Annotated in this window: 17 protein-coding genes; 7 read left to right on the top strand and 10 right to left on the bottom strand. The window is 40.3% G+C overall.

Going from position 1 to position 21,639, the window contains the following annotated elements; all coding sequences use genetic code 11:
- Positions 1-383: 383 nt before the first annotated feature.
- The 3 genes from LXL81_RS05610 to LXL81_RS05600 form a co-directional block, all read right to left on the bottom strand.
- Positions 384-1,031, bottom strand: a complete 648-nt coding sequence (locus tag LXL81_RS05610; RefSeq protein ID WP_234645730.1) for a hypothetical protein — start codon at positions 1,029-1,031, stop codon at positions 384-386.
- Positions 1,032-1,173: 142 nt separating this feature from the next.
- Positions 1,174-1,923 carry an SDR family oxidoreductase gene (locus LXL81_RS05605; protein ID WP_234645729.1) on the bottom strand — a complete coding sequence of 250 codons (750 nt, stop codon included), beginning with the start codon at positions 1,921-1,923 and terminating at the stop codon, positions 1,174-1,176.
- Positions 1,924-2,027: 104 nt separating this feature from the next.
- A complete protein-coding gene (locus tag LXL81_RS05600) occupies positions 2,028-2,621 on the bottom strand; it encodes a Crp/Fnr family transcriptional regulator (protein WP_234645728.1) in 594 nt (197 codons plus the stop codon).
- A gap of 1,101 nt (positions 2,622-3,722) precedes the next feature.
- On the opposite strand from LXL81_RS05600, the gene LXL81_RS05595 reads away from it, so the two are divergent.
- The 4 genes from LXL81_RS05595 (at position 3,723) to LXL81_RS05580 (ending at position 7,401) form a co-directional block, all read left to right on the top strand.
- Positions 3,723-4,718: an SDR family NAD(P)-dependent oxidoreductase gene (locus tag LXL81_RS05595; RefSeq protein WP_234645727.1), complete on the top strand. Its 996-nt coding sequence runs from the start codon at positions 3,723-3,725 to the stop codon at positions 4,716-4,718.
- Between the two features lie 21 nt (positions 4,719-4,739).
- A complete protein-coding gene (locus tag LXL81_RS05590) occupies positions 4,740-5,468 on the top strand; it encodes an SDR family NAD(P)-dependent oxidoreductase (RefSeq protein ID WP_234645726.1) in 729 nt (242 codons plus the stop codon).
- A 74-nt stretch (positions 5,469-5,542) separates the two neighbouring features.
- Entirely contained in the window at positions 5,543-6,346 is an 804-nt protein-coding gene (locus tag LXL81_RS05585) for a helix-turn-helix domain-containing protein (RefSeq protein ID WP_234645725.1), read from the top strand.
- Between the two features lie 644 nt (positions 6,347-6,990).
- Positions 6,991-7,401, top strand: coding sequence for an SDR family NAD(P)-dependent oxidoreductase (locus LXL81_RS05580; RefSeq protein WP_234645724.1), 411 nt, complete (start codon positions 6,991-6,993; stop codon positions 7,399-7,401).
- 790 nt (positions 7,402-8,191) lie between these two features.
- On the opposite strand, the gene bla is transcribed toward LXL81_RS05580, so the two are convergent.
- The 4 genes from bla to LXL81_RS05560 form a co-directional block, all read right to left on the bottom strand.
- Entirely contained in the window at positions 8,192-9,061 is an 870-nt protein-coding gene (bla, locus tag LXL81_RS05575; protein WP_234645723.1) for a subclass B3 metallo-beta-lactamase, read from the bottom strand.
- Positions 9,062-9,300: 239 nt separating this feature from the next.
- Positions 9,301-9,933 carry a hypothetical protein gene (locus LXL81_RS05570; protein WP_234645722.1) on the bottom strand — a complete coding sequence of 211 codons (633 nt, stop codon included), beginning with the start codon at positions 9,931-9,933 and terminating at the stop codon, positions 9,301-9,303.
- Between the two features lie 128 nt (positions 9,934-10,061).
- The gene (locus LXL81_RS05565) at positions 10,062-10,772 is read right to left on the bottom strand and encodes a LytTR family DNA-binding domain-containing protein (RefSeq protein ID WP_234645721.1); all 711 of its coding nucleotides are present in this window, start codon (positions 10,770-10,772) and stop codon (positions 10,062-10,064) included.
- Between the two features lie 16 nt (positions 10,773-10,788).
- Positions 10,789-11,862, bottom strand: a complete 1,074-nt coding sequence (locus LXL81_RS05560; protein ID WP_234645720.1) for a sensor histidine kinase — start codon at positions 11,860-11,862, stop codon at positions 10,789-10,791.
- 272 nt (positions 11,863-12,134) lie between these two features.
- On the opposite strand from LXL81_RS05560, the gene LXL81_RS05555 reads away from it, so the two are divergent.
- On the top strand, positions 12,135-13,352 hold the full coding sequence (locus tag LXL81_RS05555; RefSeq protein WP_234645719.1) for a serine hydrolase: 1,218 nt from the start codon (positions 12,135-12,137) through the stop codon (positions 13,350-13,352).
- A gap of 412 nt (positions 13,353-13,764) precedes the next feature.
- On the opposite strand, the gene LXL81_RS05550 is transcribed toward LXL81_RS05555, so the two are convergent.
- From LXL81_RS05550 to LXL81_RS05540, 3 genes are all read right to left on the bottom strand, one after another.
- Positions 13,765-14,265, bottom strand: coding sequence for a hypothetical protein (locus tag LXL81_RS05550; RefSeq protein ID WP_234645718.1), 501 nt, complete (start codon positions 14,263-14,265; stop codon positions 13,765-13,767).
- A 355-nt stretch (positions 14,266-14,620) separates the two neighbouring features.
- Entirely contained in the window at positions 14,621-17,251 is a 2,631-nt protein-coding gene (locus LXL81_RS05545) for an ABC transporter permease (protein ID WP_234645717.1), read from the bottom strand.
- The gene (locus LXL81_RS05540) at positions 17,248-17,574 is read right to left on the bottom strand and encodes a PadR family transcriptional regulator (RefSeq protein WP_234645716.1); all 327 of its coding nucleotides are present in this window, start codon (positions 17,572-17,574) and stop codon (positions 17,248-17,250) included. Before LXL81_RS05540 ends, LXL81_RS05545 begins: the two co-directional genes overlap by 4 nt.
- Positions 17,575-18,811: 1,237 nt before the next feature.
- Between LXL81_RS05540 and LXL81_RS05535 the strand changes: the two genes are divergently transcribed.
- A complete protein-coding gene (locus LXL81_RS05535; RefSeq protein ID WP_234645715.1) occupies positions 18,812-19,873 on the top strand; it encodes an AraC family transcriptional regulator in 1,062 nt (353 codons plus the stop codon).
- 107 nt (positions 19,874-19,980) lie between these two features.
- Positions 19,981-21,477, top strand: coding sequence for a PQQ-dependent sugar dehydrogenase (locus tag LXL81_RS05530; protein ID WP_234645714.1), 1,497 nt, complete (start codon positions 19,981-19,983; stop codon positions 21,475-21,477).
- The last annotated feature ends 162 nt before the right edge of the window (positions 21,478-21,639 follow it).

Below are 21,639 nucleotides of genomic sequence, written 5' to 3'. Positions count from 1 at the left end.
AGCGTTAAGCAATCTGCCGTATGAAAGAAAGGTGATCTTTGTGATGCATAACACTACTAGGTTAGTAGTGGGATCGTCAAACACTGCCGGTCAGGTGTCAGCTCAAGAATGCGCCAAGATTGTCACGCAGATCAAAACACTATACGAGAAAGTAAAACTAAAATTTGCGTAATGACCTTATTCTAGGGCTGAATGTGTGCGTTATTAAATATTTCTGACACTTGCAGGGAATACTTTTGTGTGGCTAGTGCTATATTATACTCTTATTGAATATTAATAAAGACTGCGTTTACTAGGCCTGCCAAATTGTTATAAAATGAATAATTTTCATTAGAGATTGATGCTTAGGTATTTGAAATAAAAGAGATATTAGAAAATTTGAATTACCACTTCGTATAGAATTGATTAAGCTCTTTCATAGAATGAATGCGCAGGATCAGAAAAGTATATCCTAAAAGTATCGCTTTATGTCTCTGACGAATTCTAGGGTATTTAAAAACAATGGAATTGATCACTTCAAAACTAAATTCATTCGTTGCATCTTTTAAACGCCCTGGCCTGTTATGATCATTTTTAACGGACCTTGCAATATATCGAAAGCAGCAACCCAAAAAATTCGGGTCTAACCAAATTAAAGACGTTGCTTTAGCAAAACGTTGAGGCATGCACCAACTATGGTTACCTTCAATAATCCATGAATCCTTTTCAAGAATAACATCCTGATCAGCTGCAAATTCTTTTTCATCTCGTAGTTGCCAATTTGTTCCGGCAGTATGGGCAAGCTGATCGAGGTGGCACTCAGAAATATTTAATTTTTCTCCAAGTTTAGTAGCCAGCGTTGATTTGCCGCTACTGCTTGGGCCGATAATGCATATTCTTTTTCCAAGCTCATTCAGTGAAGTCATCTCATGAATCTTAAAATTATAATGCCCATTTTCCTGATTATGCAACGGGAAAAAGATAGACATAAATACATCGCAAAAGTATGTTGAAAGTGGTAAATTCAGTTTAGAAACTATGGTTTGATGCATTTATTTTAACGCTCCCATTTGTTACACGATCATTTTCTTTAAAACACCAGTTACAAATCCCATTGTTTTTCAAGCCTTCAATGCCTTTGATTAGGCTCAGTTCGTTTTCCAAACCAACCTTGGATTGAGCTAGTACCAAAATTTATATCTGCCCAATTCCTCCGTCCAGTACAATTTCTGCTGCCAACATAAAAGATGAATCGTCACTTGCCAGGTATAAAAAGCCTTTTGCCATTTCATCAATAGTACCCAACCGTTTTAAAGGCACTCCGCTGGCAAGATATTGTTTGATTCCATTTACATTTTCCTGAGCCATTCCCAATCTGTCAAAAATAGGTGTTTCAATAGGTCCCGGAGAAAGAACATTAACTCGTATTTTTCTCTCTAACAAGTCTGCAGAAAAACCACGCGCTAAAGAACGTATAGCAGCTTTTGTTGCACTATAGACAGAAGCTGTTGCCGCCCCACTGTCACTTGAAACCGAAGATGTCATTACAACAGATGCACCATCATTTAAAAACGGTAAGGCCTTTTGAACTGAGAAGAAAGCTCCTTTAAAATTAATACCAACCAGTTCGTCAAATAGTTCTTCGGTAAAATCAGCTAACGGAAGACCTTTGTAAACTCCTGCATTAATAATTAATACATCAAATTTACCATGTTTGGCAGCAATTTCAGCATAAGCATTATCTATACTTTTTAAGTCCAATACATCGGCTTTAACGCCTATTGCATCATGTGCTATTTCTGACACGGCTTTACTTATGGTTGCTTCATTACGACCAGTAATTGCTACTTTGGCTCCTTGGGTAGCAAATAATTTTGCTGTTGCTAAACCCATGCCACTGTTACCACCCGTAATAACAGCTACTTTGTTTTTTAATTTTTCCATTCTAATTCTTTATCCATTGTTATTTGTCAAAACTGACAATGCAAAGCACAGTTGATTCTTAGAATTTAAAAATCAACTAGAAGAAGAAAAGAAGTGAAACTAGATTAACTTTTATTAGGAACAGGTTTTAGATTCCTTATTTTTGACAGGAATTGCGTCGTAATGCCCAAATAGGAAGCTAATGCGTACTGTGGAACACGTTGTACCAATTTTGGGAAGCTTTCAGTAAAAATATCATAGCGCTCTTTTGCTGACTTGGTCAGATTTGTAATAATTCTTCTCTGTAAAAACGCTGTTGAAAGTTCAGACTTATATCTGAAGAATGTTTCGAACTTATGATTTAGTGCCTTTAATGTTTGTTCATCCTCAAAACTAATTTGCATAAGAATGCAATCCTCTAGGGCAACAACAAACATACTTGCAGGTTGTTGATGTATGTAGCTATCGTAATCTGAAATCCACCAATCTTCGATAGCAAATTGAATAGTGTGATCCTTCCCTTCGTCTCCGACAACATAAGCTCTCAAAGCACCTTTAATTACAAAATATCTGGACTTTGGAACAAAGTCAGGCTGGACGATAAACTGTCTTTTTTTTACTCTAATTTCTTTGAATCTGCTTGTAAATTCAATTATTTCATTCTCGGTCAAATGAACAAATTTCTCTAAGTAAGAAGCTATTTTTTCTTGGTTTGTCATTTTAATGTAAAAATTAAATACTATGGGTTAAATAAAAGTCACTACGGCAGCGGCGTGGCCGGCCATGCAGCCGGGATGTCAGCCCACCGCAAAAAGCGACACGGGTTTCGCATAGCAAAGTTGGCTTGGTCTTAGGTATTGTGAGGGTCTTCAATTCTTGGACAGCCAACTGGAAAATCGGGTCCGTTCTCATAATTCCTATGTATGGTCAACCCAGGTATCAACTTCCTGGATTATTTCCACCGAACCCACACTCTAAAAGTGCTTTTTGATCTGCTTTTGTAAATTTTTGACAGTTCCAGGAAAGATCTTCAGCTTCCCGCTGAAGAACAACTAATATCATCTTCTTACTTTATTTCGGTGCCTTCTCCTAACAGATCTTTCAAAGATATAAGCAGATCCGTTATTTCAAAACTCTTCATCAATCCGTCTTACGGTATCCAAACCCCTAAAATAAGGCATATCTCTGTTAAAGCTACCTCCCATCGTCTCTTACGGATCAGAAAGATATAAAATCCCCAGATTTTCTGGATAAACTGGCAAAAACGTCGCCAGACTGGAGCCGTTTCTGATCACTGACAATGCATAAGCTCGTAGGCAGGTGCCTGCAGCATCCTGCCTGTCAACGACAACGACTTTCTGCGATGAACTGGGTAATAAAACGGATTGCTCCCTTATCGGTCTAGATCCGGATATCTTTCTGCATGGCACTAATCTTAGCTTATGGGTTGATTCTGCTGGAAAATTCGGCTCATAACACCACAGATTCCGTGGCAATTTTAACATAGTTATGTTTTGCTATCACAAGCATTAGGATATTTTCAATCAATAATTTGACCTGGTCACTTTTGTCCAAAAATGATATATCATTAATCCCAGAATTGTATTCGTCAGTGAATCCCCATACCCCACCTTACATGTCACCATCAATTCCTTTTTAGGCTTTTCCTTCCAAATGTGGGTGCTGCCCAAGCAACAATATTACCCACACCTGTTAAAACACTGGCCTTTTAAACAAAACACATTCGGACGTTTAAACAAAGAGGCCTGAGAGCATCCACTCTACTTTTGTTCTATCAATAACATTTAAAATTTAACAAAATGGAACAAACCAATTATCAGGGAGCATTACAGAAACCAACAGGTTCCGCCTTCCATGCAACGTCTACAACAAGTGATGTAATCAAAGGTATTGACCTTACCAGCAAAATAGCCATCGTAACGGGAGGCAATACAGGTATTGGCTTGGAAACGACAAAAACACTGGCAGCCGCTGGGGCAACGGTAATTGTGCCTGCGAGAGATACAGAAAAAGCAAAAAGGAATCTGGACGGCATTGCCAACGTAGAATTGGAAACAATGGATTTAATGAATCCTGATTCCATTGATGCATTTGCTGAAAAATTTCTCGCTTCGGGCAGGCCACTTCATTTACTTATCAACAATGCAGGTATTATGTGGGTGCCCTTGCGCAGGGATAGCCGTGGTATCGAGTCACAATTATCCACCAATTATTTGGCGCAATTTCAATTAACCGCAAGGCTTTGGCCAGCACTCAAAAAAGCCAATGGTGCAAGAGTGCTTAATGTATCCTCACACGGGCATCAATTCGCCCCATTCGATTTTGATGACCCTAATTTTCTCAATAGAGAATATGAAACGCTGCAAGCTTATGGACAATCAAAAACTGCCAGCAATCTATTTGCCCTTGAGTTGGATAATCTTGCCAAAGCATTTAATGTACGAGCCTATTCGTTGCATCCGGGTTCTATTGCAGGTACAGAACTTGGTAGGGAAGCATCTTTAGAACTATTCCAAAAAATGGGCTTTACAGATGCTGAGGGCAATATTTTACCAGAAGTAGCCGCATCATTAAAAACAATTCCACAAGGTGCGGCCACGACCGTCTGGTGTGCCACCAGTGCTCTGCTTGAAAACATCGGAGGTGTGTACTGCGAAGATGCAGATGTTGCAGAATTGGCTTCTGATATTTCAATGTCAAATGGTGTAAAACGTTACTCAGTGGATGAAGATAGTGCTAAACGTTTATGGACAATGAGCGAGGCAATGACAGACATAAAATTCAGCATTATCTAACCAGCATATAAAATACCGAAAATGAAAAATTTAAAAGATAAGGTTGCCGTCATTACGGGCGGCAACAGCGGCATTGGGTATGCTACGGCAAGAGTTCTTAAAGAAAACAGAGCAAAAGTCATCATCACAGGCAGAAGAAAAGAAGCGATTGAAAAGGCGGCATCAGCGCTCAACGTGAGTGGTTTGTTAGCCGATCAATCCAACCTATCCGATATTGATGTACTGGTCACAAAAGTGAAAGAGGGTTTTGGAAAAGTGGATATTCTACTCATCAATGCAGGCATTACAAAGTTTGCACCCATTGAGTCAACGACCGAAGATATGTTTGACGAAATAATGAATGTCAATTTCAAGGGAGCTTATTTTACATTAAGCAAATTTATTCCCGTTCTAAATGATAACGCATCGGTTATACTGTTATCATCAACATCTGCTACCATTTCCCCACAAAACGCATCGGTATATGCGGCAAGCAAAGCAGCCATCAATGCCGTTATGAAAATTGCAGCGCTGGAATTGGCTTCCCGAAAAATTCGAGTGAATGCAGTTAGTCCCGGTCCTGTTGCTACGGAAATTATGAATAAACTTGGATTGGACGATTCTGTTGAAGCTAAAATAATAAATAGCATTCCTTTGTCGAGATTGGGTAAGGCAAAAGAAGTAGCAGATTTGATAGCTTATTTATCCGGCGATGATGCTTCATTTATTACCGGTTCAAATTTCCTGATTGATGGTGGTCAATCTGTGTAACGTTAACCTAGGATTACTACTATTTTTGTATTCATAATTTCCTAGCTGAACAAAGAAAACCCAAAAAATGATTCATGGAATATCAGGCAAAATATATAACCGAGGATATTAAACTTTCCTGTTATGAGGACAAGTTTTTCAAGTCGGATATCATGTTCGATCATCATATGCTCATTTGGTTCATTTCGGGTGAAACCAAAATTGTGCAGGCAGATGCGACCTATTTTTTTAAAAAAGGCGATATATTTTTAATTCCCAGAAATCAACTGGCAACAATTATAAATTATCCCACCAATGGGCAACCTCATAAAACCGTTGTGATGCATCTGTCCACAGAAAGATTAAGAGATTTTTACGCTAACCTTAATGTGAAACCCAAAGCTTTGGAATCACAGAAAATATATTCTTTCAACAATCACCCTTTGCTTGAAAGCTGTTTGGCATCATTGGTTCCATACTTTGAAATGAAAGAGCTTCCAGAAAATATTGCGACGCTGAAAATTACAGAGGCTATCAGCATCCTCAGGACAATTGATAAGGAAATAGACAACGTATTGGCCAACTTTGAGGAGCCTGGAAAAATTGATTTAGCAGACTACATGGAAAGAAATTTTATGTTCAACCTTCCTTTGGAAAAATTTGGCTATCTGACAGGCCGTAGCTTGACAACTTTCAAACGTGATTTTAGCAGGGTGTTCAGCACGACGCCGCAACGTTGGCTTACACAAAAGCGACTGGAATTGGCGCACTATCAATTTGTAGAAAAGAAAAAGAAACCAATTGACGTTTGCTACGAAGTTGGTTTTGAAAACTTGTCACATTTTTCTTATGCATTCAAAAAACATTTTGGGTATACACCTACCGACTTGAATGGGTAACAAGTAAGCCGCTGATATATAAAGCTTAAAACGCGGCATAGTTCACTAAGCTGCGTTTTAAGCCTCTGTTGTGAAACTTAGGCTTCGATTAGTCATTCCATGGCTATTTCAATGTGGAGCAGATATTTTGGATCGTTTTCTGGAACACCCTTGAACTTTTTAAAATCCTATTGACAATCATAGGATACATCCGACTAGCCCAACCAATAACCTTTCCAGAGCATTTTGCGTATTGTGCAGGCATGGTCCAAAATCGAATTTACATAGCGAGTCTCCCGGAAATTCAATGGTGTATACCATGCACCGAGGAACATTACATCACCCTTACCATTGATAGCAACTGAAACTGTGTAACAGATACCCGTTTCGCAGGTTTTAAAGTCTATTTCACAAAAATCAAGCGTGTAATATCTTTCATCGCTTTTTCTGTTATACAGTTAGTAAAAATATCGTCCAGATCTTATCTGTAAAATAGCAGTAAATACCATGGTCTTCTTGACCCATATCACACAATCAAGTTTGCTCCGAACTAACCTGTGGGTACTAATGTGGCAATAAAAGGATACTAAGGATTGTATAGCTCATCTTGTAAGAGAATATTTGAAGGAAAATGATGTTTTGCAAGAGTTAACACCTAGGATGTTTTGGGCCCAATCTTGACTATCCAGGCAGCGTTAAAACTTTTTGGTGGTAAGGGCGGCAATGTTATCAATATAAGCTCAGTGGCAGGTAGATATCCGCTACCGAATGCTTCACTTTACTCGTCAACTAAGGCAGCACTAGATGCTTTCACCATTACGTTATCAAAAGAATTGGGTGCAAAGAACGTTCGTATCAATACTATTTTGCCAGGAGCTACAGATACAGAAGGCGCAGACAGTGCGGGTGTCACTGCCGGTAGTGAGTATGAAAAGATGTTTATTGAAAAAACACCGCTTGGCCGCATAGGTCAACCCGAAGATATTGCAAAAGCTGCCGTATTTCTGGCTTCCGATGATGCAGCCAGGATTATAGGGAAGCAACTTTCTGTTTCGAGTGGAATGTACGGTTTTTAGTTCCATCCTTCAATAAAGAAAGCTAATGGACCACAAAACACTGACATTGTCAGGAAAATCTATTCGCTAATTATTATGAACACTCAAATTTACTTCATCCCGGATGAAGAAAAAAAAAGGGATTTAAATTACTTTGGAGTAATGGGCCAAGTGCCAGCTATATTGCTAAAATATTTGCCTGGGTACAACTAAAACATTGAATTTTAACAATACCGATAATAATTCAATGAGAGATAATAACACAATGGGAGAAAAACTTAATGGCCTACTGACCTTGGCCTGCTACTGAGGCTAAATCTGAGCGAAAGGTATGTATTCATCAAAGAGACATATCGTTCGTAGTGCTCTATAGTCATTTTAAAACCGGACACGTCTTCATAACATTTACCGAGATTCAAAATATTAGGACGGATACGCTGTCTTAACATATTCATTGTCAATATTCCAGGCCTCATTTAAGGCGATTCGATCCCACCGAAGCTTTTCCAAATGTTCGGTCTGTATCTGGGCAACGTAATGAGCCGCAATGAATCGTTCTTGGTTATTGAAAGCCAAATTCCAATCTTTTCCATAGATTGTTTTTACATGCTAAGGTTCGTCTTAATACAGCAGAACCGCTTCCATACCCGGAAGTGTTGGCAAACGGATAAGAAGTAACATCACAAAAACAGAAATCACTTCCTATCAGGGCCCTATACTTATTTCCGAAAGGTATGCCAGCAAGGATAATGCTGACATCATTTTTAGACAGAAGTGATCCTCAATGCTCCCATTTGTAATGCGAAGCTTATTATTTATTACCCTTCATTTTCTCATCAAAATCCCCTTGCAGCTCGCTAATCTGCTGATCATAACCCTTTTTATCGAAAAAGCCTGCCGGATTATAGGCATCACCTGGTTTATGTTTTTCCGTCAGATCGAACTGGCTTGCATGTGATGCCAGCCAGATATCAAAGCTTAGATGCTTCATTGCATTGAGGGTATAGGCATAATCCCTGGCAATATTGGGGTAAGCAGCTATTTCCGAGAAATTATTATCTGTAACGATCGTTGGCATGTTGGCAATCAGTACTCTGTATTTTTGTTTTTCATCCTGCACATCAAATAAATAACTGCACGAGCCTTTGGTATGCCCCGGATGGTGAAGCATGACCAGCCGCATGCCGCCCAAACTGATCGTATCACGATCATGTAATACCCTGTCTACTTTTACCGGCTCAAAATCGCGTACCTTCCCTTTTGAGGTATAATCTGACAGTCCGCCGTCCGCTGCTGCTCCGGCGTCACCTTCATTGATCATCAGTTTGGCTGCGGTCATTTTTTTTATAGCAGCCATCGCACCCATATGATCATAGTGCGCTTGGGTGTTCAAAAGTATTTTTGTATCAGAAAGCCTGAAGCCGAGTGCTTCAATACTCGTTTTAATTCCGGATGCAGAAGATGCCAGCCCGGTGTTGATCAGGATGTTTCCTTTGGTCGTTACAATAAGATAACATGCCAGGTCGGCCGTACCGACGTAATACAGGTTTGCCGCAATTCGGAATGCAGGATAAGGCCTGGTCCATTCAGGATGTGTATCTGACGACGGTTCTGCTACTTTTTGAGCTCCCGCCAAATAGTTAACGCATAACAGGCTGAGAAGAAACAAGAATTTTTTCATTAATGGAAAAATGGAATTTTTAAAACAAATTACAACCTGTCAGTACAAAGTAAGGTCCTTACTGAATCTAATGTTAGATGATTTTCATGAAAATTACCGGCTAGCTTCCGTAAACAGAAACGAAGCTAGCCAGCAACAGGCGTATGTACAAATGAACTATTATCCCAACACTTTCCACCTGGCGCATATAAGCCACTCTCTGATGTTTTGAAGAGCGCTTTACAATTTATCTCATTGCCTCACTTGCCTGCTTTGGGCATTTGAAGAAGCTGGATGGCCCCTCCCGCACTGTATCCTGAAAATTGAAAGAATATATGGTCTCCTTCCTTCCTACGAATTGCGTAAACTTTCACCACATTGTTGGTATAATCTATAGAGCCCTCTTCGCCGAAATAGGTAGTCTCGTCTTTGATACGGTCAAGTTCTTTCTGCGGTACTTTCCCTTGAAATATCAGCACTCCGCCCGCAGCAGTGATCAGGTCTTTATAACTCTTTTCAAAATAGGGCAAAGACCATTCTTTTCCAGTGACACTCGTCAAAAACGCTTTGTAAACCTTCCCTTCCACAGGAATCATTCCTTGCTTCGTCGGAAAAAACAACCGATCGAAATCGCGCGTAAGTGGCTTATTCAGAGGGACTATATCTGCCGGAGGATTAATAAATGGAAACGCTGCCAACTTCTTTTCACTGAAGGGAAGTTTGGTCAAATCGATGGAGTCCGCAAGTACTTTTTGGATTGTTTCCTGAGCAGATGAACCCGTATCTGCTTTAAGTTCGGACTTTTCACGAAGGGTGTCCGCTTTGCCGGATTTATTACAGGCGAAAAACAAACTGGTCAGCATTACGGACATTAAAATTGTTTTACTTTTCATTTTTGTTGGCTGTTATTGTAGTGGGTAATAGATAATTTATAAGATGCAAATAAAAATACAGACCAATGATCTCTGCAACAAAGAAGAAAATTTAATACTTCCTCTGCGAGAGCGGTGATGATTCTGGATTATTTATTGAGCCTGCTGCTTTCCAAAAATTTAAAAACGTACTCTTTATAGCTTGCTCCAATAGGAATTTCACACCCTTTTATTTGAACGTCTGTAGATGTATACGAATTGATTTTGCTTGTATTAATCAGAAAAGAACGGTGGACCCGCAGAAAAGAATTCCCCTGTATTTCCGCTTCCAGATCTCCAATTTTATACTTGCCCATAATCTTTTGATTGGCCAGATGAAAGACCAGATAATCCTTCATACTTTCTATGTAAATGATCTGTTCCACTGCTAATCTGTGTATTTTACCACATGCCCTGATGTGCAAAAACTGTGGGTCTGTAATCTGAACAGCCTGGCTGATAACAGCAGATCTTCTCAGGTACCGGTCAATTGCTTTAAAGAATCTGTCGAACGTTATCGGTTTTAACAAATAATCAACCAAATCCAGCTCGTAGCCATCAAGGGCATATTCCCTGTACGCCGTTGTAATGATGACGGCTGGAGGATTCTTTAGCGCTTTGAGAAAATCCAAGCCTGAAATTTTAGGCATTTTAATATCAAGAAATAAAAGGTCTACCTGTGTTGACCGCAGTACTTCCAAAGCCTTGACTGCATTGGAACAGCTAGCCACCACTTCGAAGCTATCCAGATTCCCCAGATGATTTTTTATCAACTGGATCGCCAGCGGCTCATCATCTACTAAAAGACATTTCACTTTCATAGCTTTATTTTATTTCCTAATAATCCCTTAAAACAATCTCTAACGAGACAACAAATTTGTTTTGCTCAGCCGAAACTAGCAGCGTATGCGCATCGCCGTAAACCAGCTGCAATTGCTTTTTGATATTGGTTAGTCCAATTCTACCACTGTAAACCTGCCCGTGCTGCGCTGCAAAACCGTTGGAAATTTTAAATCTAAATATTTGTTTTTCCATTTCAAGCATGATATCGATTACCGGGCTTCCCATATTTTCACCTGATCCATGTTTAAACGCATTCTCTACGAGCGATAAAAGGATTAACGGAGTAATGAGAGCGTCCTGATCGGTGCTATGGGTAAAATTTACCGCCAGACTGTCATCATACCTTAACCTTTCCAACGCCAGATAGTTCTCAATAAGGGCTATTTCTGCTGAAACAGCCACAAAGGGCTCACTGCACCGGTAAAGCACATGATCCAGTATTTGTGACAGGCCAGCGATAGATTGTGATGTAACCGGTGAATTAACTAATGATAAAGAATAGATATTATTGAGTGTGTTAAATAAAAAATGTGGATTGAGCTGCGCTTTCAAGGCGTGAAGCTCGGTCTGCGCCTTCTGTTTTTCTAAAAGTAAACTATGCTTTTGCACGATATACTGATCCTTGATGAGCTTAACCAACGCAAAAAGCCAGGCCATCGAAAACGATAAAGCAAAGTAATGGGTGATTAGCTTGGGAATATCGGTGAAGATATCAAGGATAGATTCCTGACCGAAAGGCGGCGTTCTGATCAAAGGTTCCAGCACATAGATTACCAAAATTCTTGATACCACCGAGATCAGATAGCTTCCTGTCAGGAAAATGACAGCAGTAAGATAATAACGTTCTGATTTAAGCAGCAGGGGAATGATCAGGTAGGCAACAAAATAGGAAGCGACCATCGTGATGGTGATGTAATAACAATGCCGGTAGAGCACCTTATCAAGTTCTGCGAATTCTGCCATATCATACCGGTTGAGAAATATCACAGCAACGACAAGCCAAAATAACACATGACTCATCAGCCGGTGTGAAGAACTAAACTGAATGATTTTTTCAAATAGCGACATTTAACAAAAGTATACAATTCATGTTTTGTAACCAGCCTTGTCGACCGACAGCCGAAAAACGGAGGCAAATCTGCCCAAACTGCCCATCAATCCGGTAAAGGTACCGTTTTAGACAGTGTGCCACCGGTTCTTTCCGTTTCGTCATCTCTATGTTTCTTGTTGTATTTTAATTATTTCCTTTGACTGTGGCAGACTTCACAAGCCGCTCGTTTGCCGGTCACATAAAGCCAATATCCATAAATAAAAAGCTATTTTAAATCTGAAATTGTCACATGAAATTCTCCTTATTGCTCTCTTTTATATTACTCATTTCCATATTCTGTCTGCCCGCGACATGTCAGGTCCCGCTTTCAAGTACTCTATGGACTGCTTATACTCTGGACAGTCTGATCGAGAAAAAACGCAGCCAGTCCGGTATGGTCGGTCTTGCTGCTGCGATCATCATAGACAATAAAGTCGTATGGACGAAAGGTTATGGTTATGCTGATCTTAAAAACAAAAAGCCCTTCACGCCCAATACCATCATCAATATCGGCTCGATCAGCAAGACCTTTACCGGCGTCTGCATGATGAAGGCAGTGGAAGATAAAAAACTTTCGCTGGATCGGGATATCAACGACTACCTGCCTTTCAAAGTAATAAATCCATACTACCCTGCCGAAAAAATTACGCTCAAAAATCTGGCTACCCACACCTCAGGAATTACAGACCGGACCCCGATTTATGACAGCACCTACTTTTACGGAGGCGACCATCCCACACCCCTGGGTCAATTCTTAAAAAGCTATTTTGATCCTGAGGGTAAGTTCTATTCAAAAGAGAATTTTTTAAACCAAAAACCGGGCTCCTTCCGCGAGTATTCTAACATTGCAGCAGGACTTGCAGGTTATATTGTCGAGCTGGCCGCAGGTATGCCGTTGAATGAATACAGCAAACAGAGGATTTTCAAGCCATTAAATATGAAAAACAGCGGTTGGCTGCTTTCTGAAATCAACCTTGCCAATCACTCGAAACTATACGATAAGCAGACAGACACTTTAAAAACAATTCCGTTGTACGGCGGCGCGACATATCCAGACGGAGGCGTGCGCACCAGTGTTGCAGACCTTTCAAAATTCTTTATTTCGATGCTTGGAGATGGATCCTATCAGGGAAAACGCATGCTTCAAAAAATTTCTGTTGAAACCATGGAGCGCTTTCAGTTTACACCTGAAAATAAACCTGAAAACATTGAACTTAAAAAGCTGAACTCAGGGTTATTTTGGGCCACCAAAATGAACGTAACCCAAATTGGCCATGGGGGGACCGACCCTGGCGTAAAGACAGAAATGCTTGCAAACCTTTCAAAAGATGTGGCCGTGATCCTGTTTAGCAACACCACGCTGACTGACAAAGACTTATTCAAATACTATTTTGGTATCTATCAGGATCTTTGGACGTACGGTCTGGCATTAAAGGCAGCAAAACAAAATCACAAAAGAAACAAATGAATCCTGCGCTGTTTAACTTTGTCATAGTTTTGACAACCAGATCAGCCGCTTCTTTGAAACTGAAAAATAAAATTAATGTTATTATAAAAAATACTCTTGATACTTACTATAACTGGATATTCCGGAACAAAGAGAGCCACTTATCCCGGACTGTAAAGTAAAACCAGGACGACACACACAAACTCTTCTGACAACTATTCTATCTCCCTTACGCATAGCAAGCGGATAGAGAATGTCGGCTTATTAGACAAAATTACAAAAACCAATTTTACGGTTAAAAAAATCAGATCCAGATTCGGGTGGTCTACAAGTCTGTGCACGCAGATACTTGCCTGTGGCAAAAATTGCTAAGGCTACACATAACCCCGGCTCAGGAATATTCGATATGCATGAACTTGTAGCCTAGACTGCACTATAATGCTGTCTGCAGAATGTTGGGATGGGTTACGCCTTCGTAATTAAATTGCTCAAAAGGTTGATTTGTAATCTTTATGTCGCTAATCGGGTAACTGTTAGGCCGGCAGGGATTATCTGTTTCCGCTCTTCTAACCTGGTAAGAAAGTGTAACAGTGCCTTTGCTTCCCATTTCAATACTGTACTGATATTGACCTGGTATCTCATTAAAAAATACAAGTGATACCGCGCCGTTCAGAGGGGAAAAGCCAGCTACATTATAAACACCCCAGTTTATATATGGGTCCCCGGATTTTTGTTCGGTAATCTTTATAAGTGCCGCATCGACATTCAAGGGCTCACTGGTTTGCTTGTCAATGAATTTTACAATAATTTTCGACGGTGGACTTTCATTGAGCAGACCCTCACAGGGATTTGTTTCAGCTTTTTTACAGCCGGTAAAAATATAAAGAAATAGCATTGTCAATAAAATGAGCCCAGATGGAATATTTTGTCTCATATTCAAGCAATTAAGGTGTGGAAAGACGTCATTTTGAAGACACACAATCTATCGGAAACGTTGTAACAGCCTCTTCAACAATTTCTTTAACCAATCAAATCTCGACTGCTTCAAAGCACCTGAAACCGGTAAGAAAATAGGTTAATCATTTGGTTGCAAAACCATTATTCCGGAATTGCCCATTTTAGAATATAAATGGGGTGAATTAATTGGTGTTATAGTTTGTCATGCAAAGTTTCGTTTGTCATTTAGAATATATCCATTTAGAAAATTTCTAAAACAGTTCAGCAGCTAACGGTGATAATTACCCGCTTTCAAAACATTTGTCTCTTTGCAATTCGAATGAAAATGTTACTTATTCTGTCTTCAAACTTTTGACTGGGTTCATTAGCGCCGCTTTGATACTTTGAAAACTGATAGTGGTGAAAGCAACCAGACAGGAGAGTAAAGCGGCAATTGCAAAAACCCACCATTTGATATCTGTCTGATAAGCAAAGTTTTTTAGCCAGCTATTCATCGCATACCAGGCAAGCGGAGAAGCTATGATAAACGCAAGAACTACCAGTTTGAGAAAATCGACCGACAAAAGCCCGACTATACTTCCGGTAGAAGCACCCATAACTTTTCGAACACCGATCTCTTTGGTACGCTGCATGGTACTATATGAAGCCAATCCAAGCAAACCCAAGCTAGAAATAAAAATGGCCAAAATGGAAAAATAAAAGAATAGCCTTTCAAAACGCTCGTCACTGCGGTATTGCCTGTCAAAAAATTCATCCATGAAAAAATAAGTGAACGGACGGTCTGGATTGTGAAGTTTCCATTGGTTTTCGATACTGGTAAGTGTATTTTTCAAATTACCACCACTAATCTTCACAGATAACTGATTGCCGTTCCACCAGTCAAGAAAGCGGAACGTAAGTGGGGTGATACTTTCCTGTAAGGATTTGAAATGAAAGTCTTTAACAACTCCTATTATAGTTCCCTCTCTCCCCCATTGTTTGTATTTTTTGCCAAGTGCCTGTTGCGGGGAATGAAAGCCTAGCATCCTTGCAGCAGCCTCGTTAATAACCAACGCTTTTGAACTATCTGAGCCAAAATTTTTTGAGAATGTTCTGCCTGCCACAACTTTCAAACCGAACTGCTCAATGAAATCAAAGTCCACACTGTAAACCTCCAGGTTACCGGTTTGCATGTTACCTTTTGCATTTTCGATTTCAGAATAAGCCTGATTACTCTTCGATCCAGGTACACGGCTGGAAGCAGTTGTTGATTTAATGCCGCTTATACCCAGTAATGATTCCTGAAATGTGTTACGTTCCGGCCTTGTTTGGGAAGAAATAACAAGCATTTGTTCTTTTGAAAAGCCAAGATCACGATTGCGCATAAAATCAAGTTGGCTGTATACAATGATCGTAGCAATGATCAGTGCAATAGAAATGGAAAACTGAGCAGTCACTAAACCCTTTCGCATGAAAATACCCTTTGCACTTGCCGAAAACCGTCCTTTTAGAACCGAAATTGGATCAAAAGAGGAAAGAACAAAGGCGGGATAAATCCCAGCTATGCAGCCAATAAGCACAGCACATGCAAAAAGTCCGCCTACAAATGGCATGCTATCCAAAATGCCAGTGCTTATGATTTTACCTGAAAGATCATTGAAAAATGGAATGGTGAGCGCCGAAAGTAGCACAGCGATTATAAAAGCAATCATACATAAAAGCACAGACTCGCAGATAAACTGCCTGGTCAACACCGACCGCGGCGCACCAACTGCTTTTCTGACACCTACTTCCCTTGCCCTTTCGACTGAGCGCGCAGTGGTGAGATTAACAAAATTAATACAGGCAATAAGAAGGATAAACAATGCAACGATTGAAAATATATTTACATTCTCTATGCTACCTGATTCTTCAGCCTCACGTGGGGAATCCAGATAAATGTCAAGCAGCGGTTCCATGATCAAGGACATCTGCATTTGTTGTTCAAGCATCATTTTACCGGCATGATTCTGCAAAAAAGTGGGGAATTTCGCTGAAAGCTTCTGCGGATCGATGCCGGGTTTAAGCAGTAAATATGTGACTGCTCCAAAGTCACCCCAATTCTGATCGACGCCTTTGTTGAAACGTTGTGTATAAGAGCTCATCGAAACGAACAGATCGCCCTTAATTTGAGAATTCTGCGGAATATCTCTCATTACCCCGGTCACAGTGGCAGCAATGCCATCTTCCCCCAAAAGCACGGTCTGGCCGATTGGATCACCATTACCAAAATATTTCCTGGCAGTTTTCTCGGTAAAAACTACATTCATTTGATCTTTTAAAGCAGTTTGCGGGTCTCCTTTGATCAATTGAAAATCAAAAACCTTGAAAAAGGTGCTATCTGCAAAAACAGTTTTTTCTTCCTTGAATTTAAGATCGCCTTTTCTTACCAGATAATTTCTGGTTGCAAGCCTTGTGAAAGCTTCGACTTCCGCGAATTCGCTTTTAATATTGGGAGCAAATGCCCACGAACTGATGCTGTAGTTGAGCGTTTCAGATGGCGTTTTTAAGTCTGTTGCCAATCTGTAAATGCGATCGGCTTTTTTGTGAAAGGCATCGTAAGTCAGCTCAAAGTGAACATACATAGCAATTAAGAAACAGGCAGACATTCCCACACTTAGGCCCATAACATTAATAAATGAAAAGGCTTTGTGTTTCCAAAGGTTTCTAAACGCGATCTTTAGGTTGATCTTTAACATGGCTTGTCCAAATAAGGTTGGCTTGGGATAACTCAGTTTTCTTCTTTTCATTGCAAATGGCCTGATCAAACTCAGAACGTCGATGATGTAGCGGAATCGGGCTGTTTTTTCGCCTCTGTATTTCAGACGTTCTTCAAACAATTCGTGCAGATCTCCTTCAATCTCTTCTATCAAATCTGATGTACAGAACAAATGCAGCAGTTTATTGGCCCACTTGGGAGGCTTTGTTTCAGGATGGCTGTTCATACTCCGGCAGGTTTAGGTATATTGTCCCACATTTGATTTCTAAGCTGACGAATGGTCTCCAAAGCCCTGATTCCAAGTGCGGTTACCGAAAATATCCTTTTTCTTCTGCCGCCACGTTCATTGGTAGCTCCGCCCATTTGCGAAGTAATAAAACCTTTTTCTTCCAAACGGTGCAGCGCTGCATGAACCGCCCCCAAATTGACAGCACGGCCCATCTGCTGTTCAATCTCATTTGTAACAGATGCACCATACGCATCGCCGGAAAGAATCGCTACTGCCAACAGTATAATCTCTTCGAATTCACCAAGATATGTCCCTTTCATTTTGCAGCCGACTACTGGGTGGTTGATTAATTTTCTTCAATATTATTCCTAATAAACAATGGTGGGCTTATTAGATCTGTAAATGTATAACAAATAGAATGCCAAGGTTTAAATATTGATTTAAACGCAGTTTAAAGGGGATAAACTAAACTTAACTGTCCGAAAGCGGACGTTTGTGTTCAAAACTGAACTGGCAGAAAGATCTCAGTATATAGAAAACCGAAGCACAGGATCAATGATAATAAAGGTTATTTTAATGGCAAAAGTTAGCCGTTGGCAACTTTGTTTTAATGTCCTCTATGTTTGACCCTTGAAAAAAGCGCAAAAATCAGCAATGTGATACCATCTGATTCTTGCCAGTTGCGTGGATCGTTGTACGTTATGACTGAGGGCAACACCGTTTTTGATTCGGAGTTTAGATTTAGGCAAAGCTTATGTATAAACTTAAAAATATGCTTTTGACGCTTATGCTCTAAGATTCAACACCTATTGCTACGTAAAAACAAACACGGGATAAGTCAGCAAGCCTTACATGAATCTTCTAGTGCTAATGCAATTGCCAGATGACAATATAATGCAGGGCGCGTCCTTTGCCGGGTCAAGGACGTTAGGCACGGTGTTATCGGAAAAGTTCACCAGCTCGCAGTAGACCCTGATTTTTCATTATGGGAGCAGTCTGATATTCCGCATAATGAAAAATAGATCCTGTAATTCACAATAAATCCGTAGTGAATCTTGGTATGCATCAGATCATTACAATGTTGGTGTTCAGTGATCGGCAGCGGATAGAATACATTATTGGTCTCATTGTTTTTATACCTTCCGAAGCTACACAGCGTGCAACGGCTAGTGAACCTGGGTAAGGGAACGTCATAGTAAAGGTATTAGACAGATCCACACCGCAATATACTATTAACGGGTTTTATGGCTGTGCATCCGGACCTAATATTTAATTTATGAAGACTTGGGTCAAACAGCTTTTCATCTGGGACGATTCAAATACAAGGTGATATGATAATTCAGAAGCGTCTGAAATTATTTATGACCATATATGAATTAAATTTACCTTTGGATAGCCATCTTGAATGCTCTGACAGGTTCCTATGAGCATGGGGTTAGATGAAGAGGGCAACGATTTGTAAGTGTTTACTGCCGAAACATGGGGTTTGCCTGCTTCTAATTGTCAGAGAGGTCGAACATTAGGTATCTGTTGCGTATTACTTGTAAGGAAATAGTCATGAGCTTTGGTGATAAACTTTTATTTTTTTTCAGTGCTCTCGGTGCATTTAATGGGTTACTGCTTAGCATTAACTTTTTCTTCTTTCCAGCAAAAAAACACCTTTCAAATTACCTGTTGGGTGCACTGTTATTGATGTTGAGCATCAGGATCGGAAAATCTGTTGCCTATTTTTTCGACTATAATTTGCCAAAAGCATATCTTCAGGTAGGATTAACCGCCTGTTTGCTTATTGGCCCGTTCTTGTACTATTATATCAAATCTGAAATCAAACAAATCAGAAAACTTCCGAAGGAATGGATATGGCAGGTGGCAGCTTGGTTAGCGATTATCATATTGGGAGGTTCCATGTATTCTTATGAGCGCTTTCCATGGCTATGGGGACACTACATTGTACCTATCATTTACCTGCAATGGGGTGTTTATATCGGCTTTTCGATTGCTTTGTTATTGCCTCTTTTGAAAAAGATGGTTCGAAAAGAAAGGTTGAGACCTTTTGAATACTCCCTACTTGTCGTTTGTGGTGGTGTATTTATTCTGTTTATCACATATGTATGGGCATATTTGAACTTTAACAAGGGAAGCTATATAATTGGGGCCATCTATTTTTCGCTGATCATCTATATAGTCATATCTGTCCTGCTTTACCGGAAGAAAACAAGTGATTTATCTTACTTTTCCGCACAGAAATACATCGACAAAAAACTTGATCCGCAGCAGGCTCAGCTTGCTGTGAGCAAATTGAAAAGCGTTATAGCGAACAAGGAACTGTTCAAAAACCCAAATCTAAAAATAAATGATCTTGCCAAAGAGATCAATGTTTCCGGACACGAGCTGTCCCAGCTCTTGAATGACAATATTGGTAAGGGCTTTAACTTGTTTGTCAATGAATACCGGATCAACGAAGCCTGCAAGATGCTATCGACACACCCCAATTTGACAATCGATGCTATCGGCGATGAGGTAGGGTTCAACGCCAAGTCCACCTTTTTCTCAACCTTCAAAAAAATCAAGGGCGTCAGTCCCAGTGTTTATAGAGCGTCAAACAGTACGGATTTATAAAATAGTACTGCTGAATCAGGATTGCTGCACCCTGATGTTTAAGGTATACGAGACATTTGAGAAGCGAAATGGAATAGTTTCATTTTGAAAATCAAAAATCACTTTAAATGAAAGGGACAGTATTATTTGTAATCTTGTTTGCCTGTTTTCAGGCATTTTGCCAAAACGCCCAGACCGAAAGGCAATTAATAGAAAACACCATAGAGCTGTATTTTGACGGTTGGGCAACAGGCGATACCGCTAAGCTGGGCAAAGCCATGCACGCTTCATGTTTTTTAAAAAATTACCGTGAGGGAAAGTTTACAAGCTTTTCAAAGAGTCAGTATCTGGCTTTATTCAAACCTCACGAGCGGCCCAAAAATTTGCGTACGAACATTGTTGCTTTGGATATCACCAATAATATGGGCAGCGCAAAGGTAGAAATCATCAATGAACGGGAGACATTCACTGATTACTTCAATGTAATGAAAACCGTCGAGGGCTGGGTGATTGCCGACAAAGTTTCCACCCGCACCCCCCATAAGACCACCGGAATTTTGCCTCAAAAAGAAACCGTTTTAGACGGTCTGAAACGCCCTTGGAGCATGGCTTTTCTTTCTGAGGATGAAGTGCTAATCTCAGAAAAAGAAGGCGATTTGATCAAATATAATTTTCCAAAAAAAGAGCGAATCAGCATTAAGGGCTTTCCGACCGATCTTGAAGACAGCCTGGATGGTTTTGGCGATAATACCGGCAAATTTGAAGTGTTAATCGATCCGGATTTTAAATCCAACAAATATATCTACTTGTCTTATGCTGCAAAAGCGGCTACTGGAAGAACCACAAAAATTGTCAGGGCAGTTCTGGAGCATGAATCATTGCAACAAATCAAGGTGCTGTTTGTTGCCGAACCTTTTACCGACCAGCGGGTCCATTATGGCGCAGGAATGCTTTTTGGTGTTGATGGCAAACTCTATTTCACAATCGGCGAAAGGATATTTACAGAAAAAGACGAACCTGATATTCCTATAGCGCAGAATGTAGAAGACAAGCGAGGGAAAATTTACCGCATAAATCCTGATGGCACCATTCCAAAAGACAATCCGGACTTTGGAAATAAGGCAATCCCCGGTTTATATGCAACCGGCATCAGGGCGGCCCAGGGTCTGACGCGTGACTTGCATACGGGCAAAATCTGGTTCAGCGAGCATGGTACGCACCAGGGCGATGAGATCAACCTACTGAAGGCTGGCGCCAATTACGGCTGGCCTATGAAAACAACTGGGAAATACCGTTACGCCGAGTTCACCCCAAAAGAAATTTCCGGAAACAGTTATACTGAGCCTGTCTGGTCGTGGTTACAAACGGTGGCACCGACCGGTCTGCATGTTTATTGGGGCACTGAGTTTGCAGCATGGAACCGAAATTTGCTTGTTGGCGGACTGTCCAGGGGCAGTGTATGGCGGCTGGTAATAGAAGGAGAAACCATCAAAAGTGCCGAAGAGCTATTTTCAGACGACCGGCTAAGAATACGCAAAGTAATTCAAAGCCCGATGGGTAAATTGTATCTGCTTTCAGATGAAGTGAATGGTAAATTAATAAGGGTAAAAAATACAGGTTCTTAAAGAGTCTGGATGGTATTCTGTAACTAGCCCACCTTGCATTTATTTAACAGAATGCCCATCTTCTGCGGCAATCTCCATAATTTATGTGCGATCTCAGGATAAATAAACCGTAGGCCAAAGCTAAGGGTACCTAAGAAGTCTTTTAAAAATCAGAAGTTACAA

Origin of the sequence: Dyadobacter sp. CY356 (genome assembly GCF_021440195.1) — a bacterium.
Taxonomy (GTDB): domain Bacteria; phylum Bacteroidota; class Bacteroidia; order Cytophagales; family Spirosomataceae; genus Dyadobacter.
Note: the sequence above shows the minus strand (reverse complement) of the source record. Positions and strands in the feature narration are given on the sequence as shown.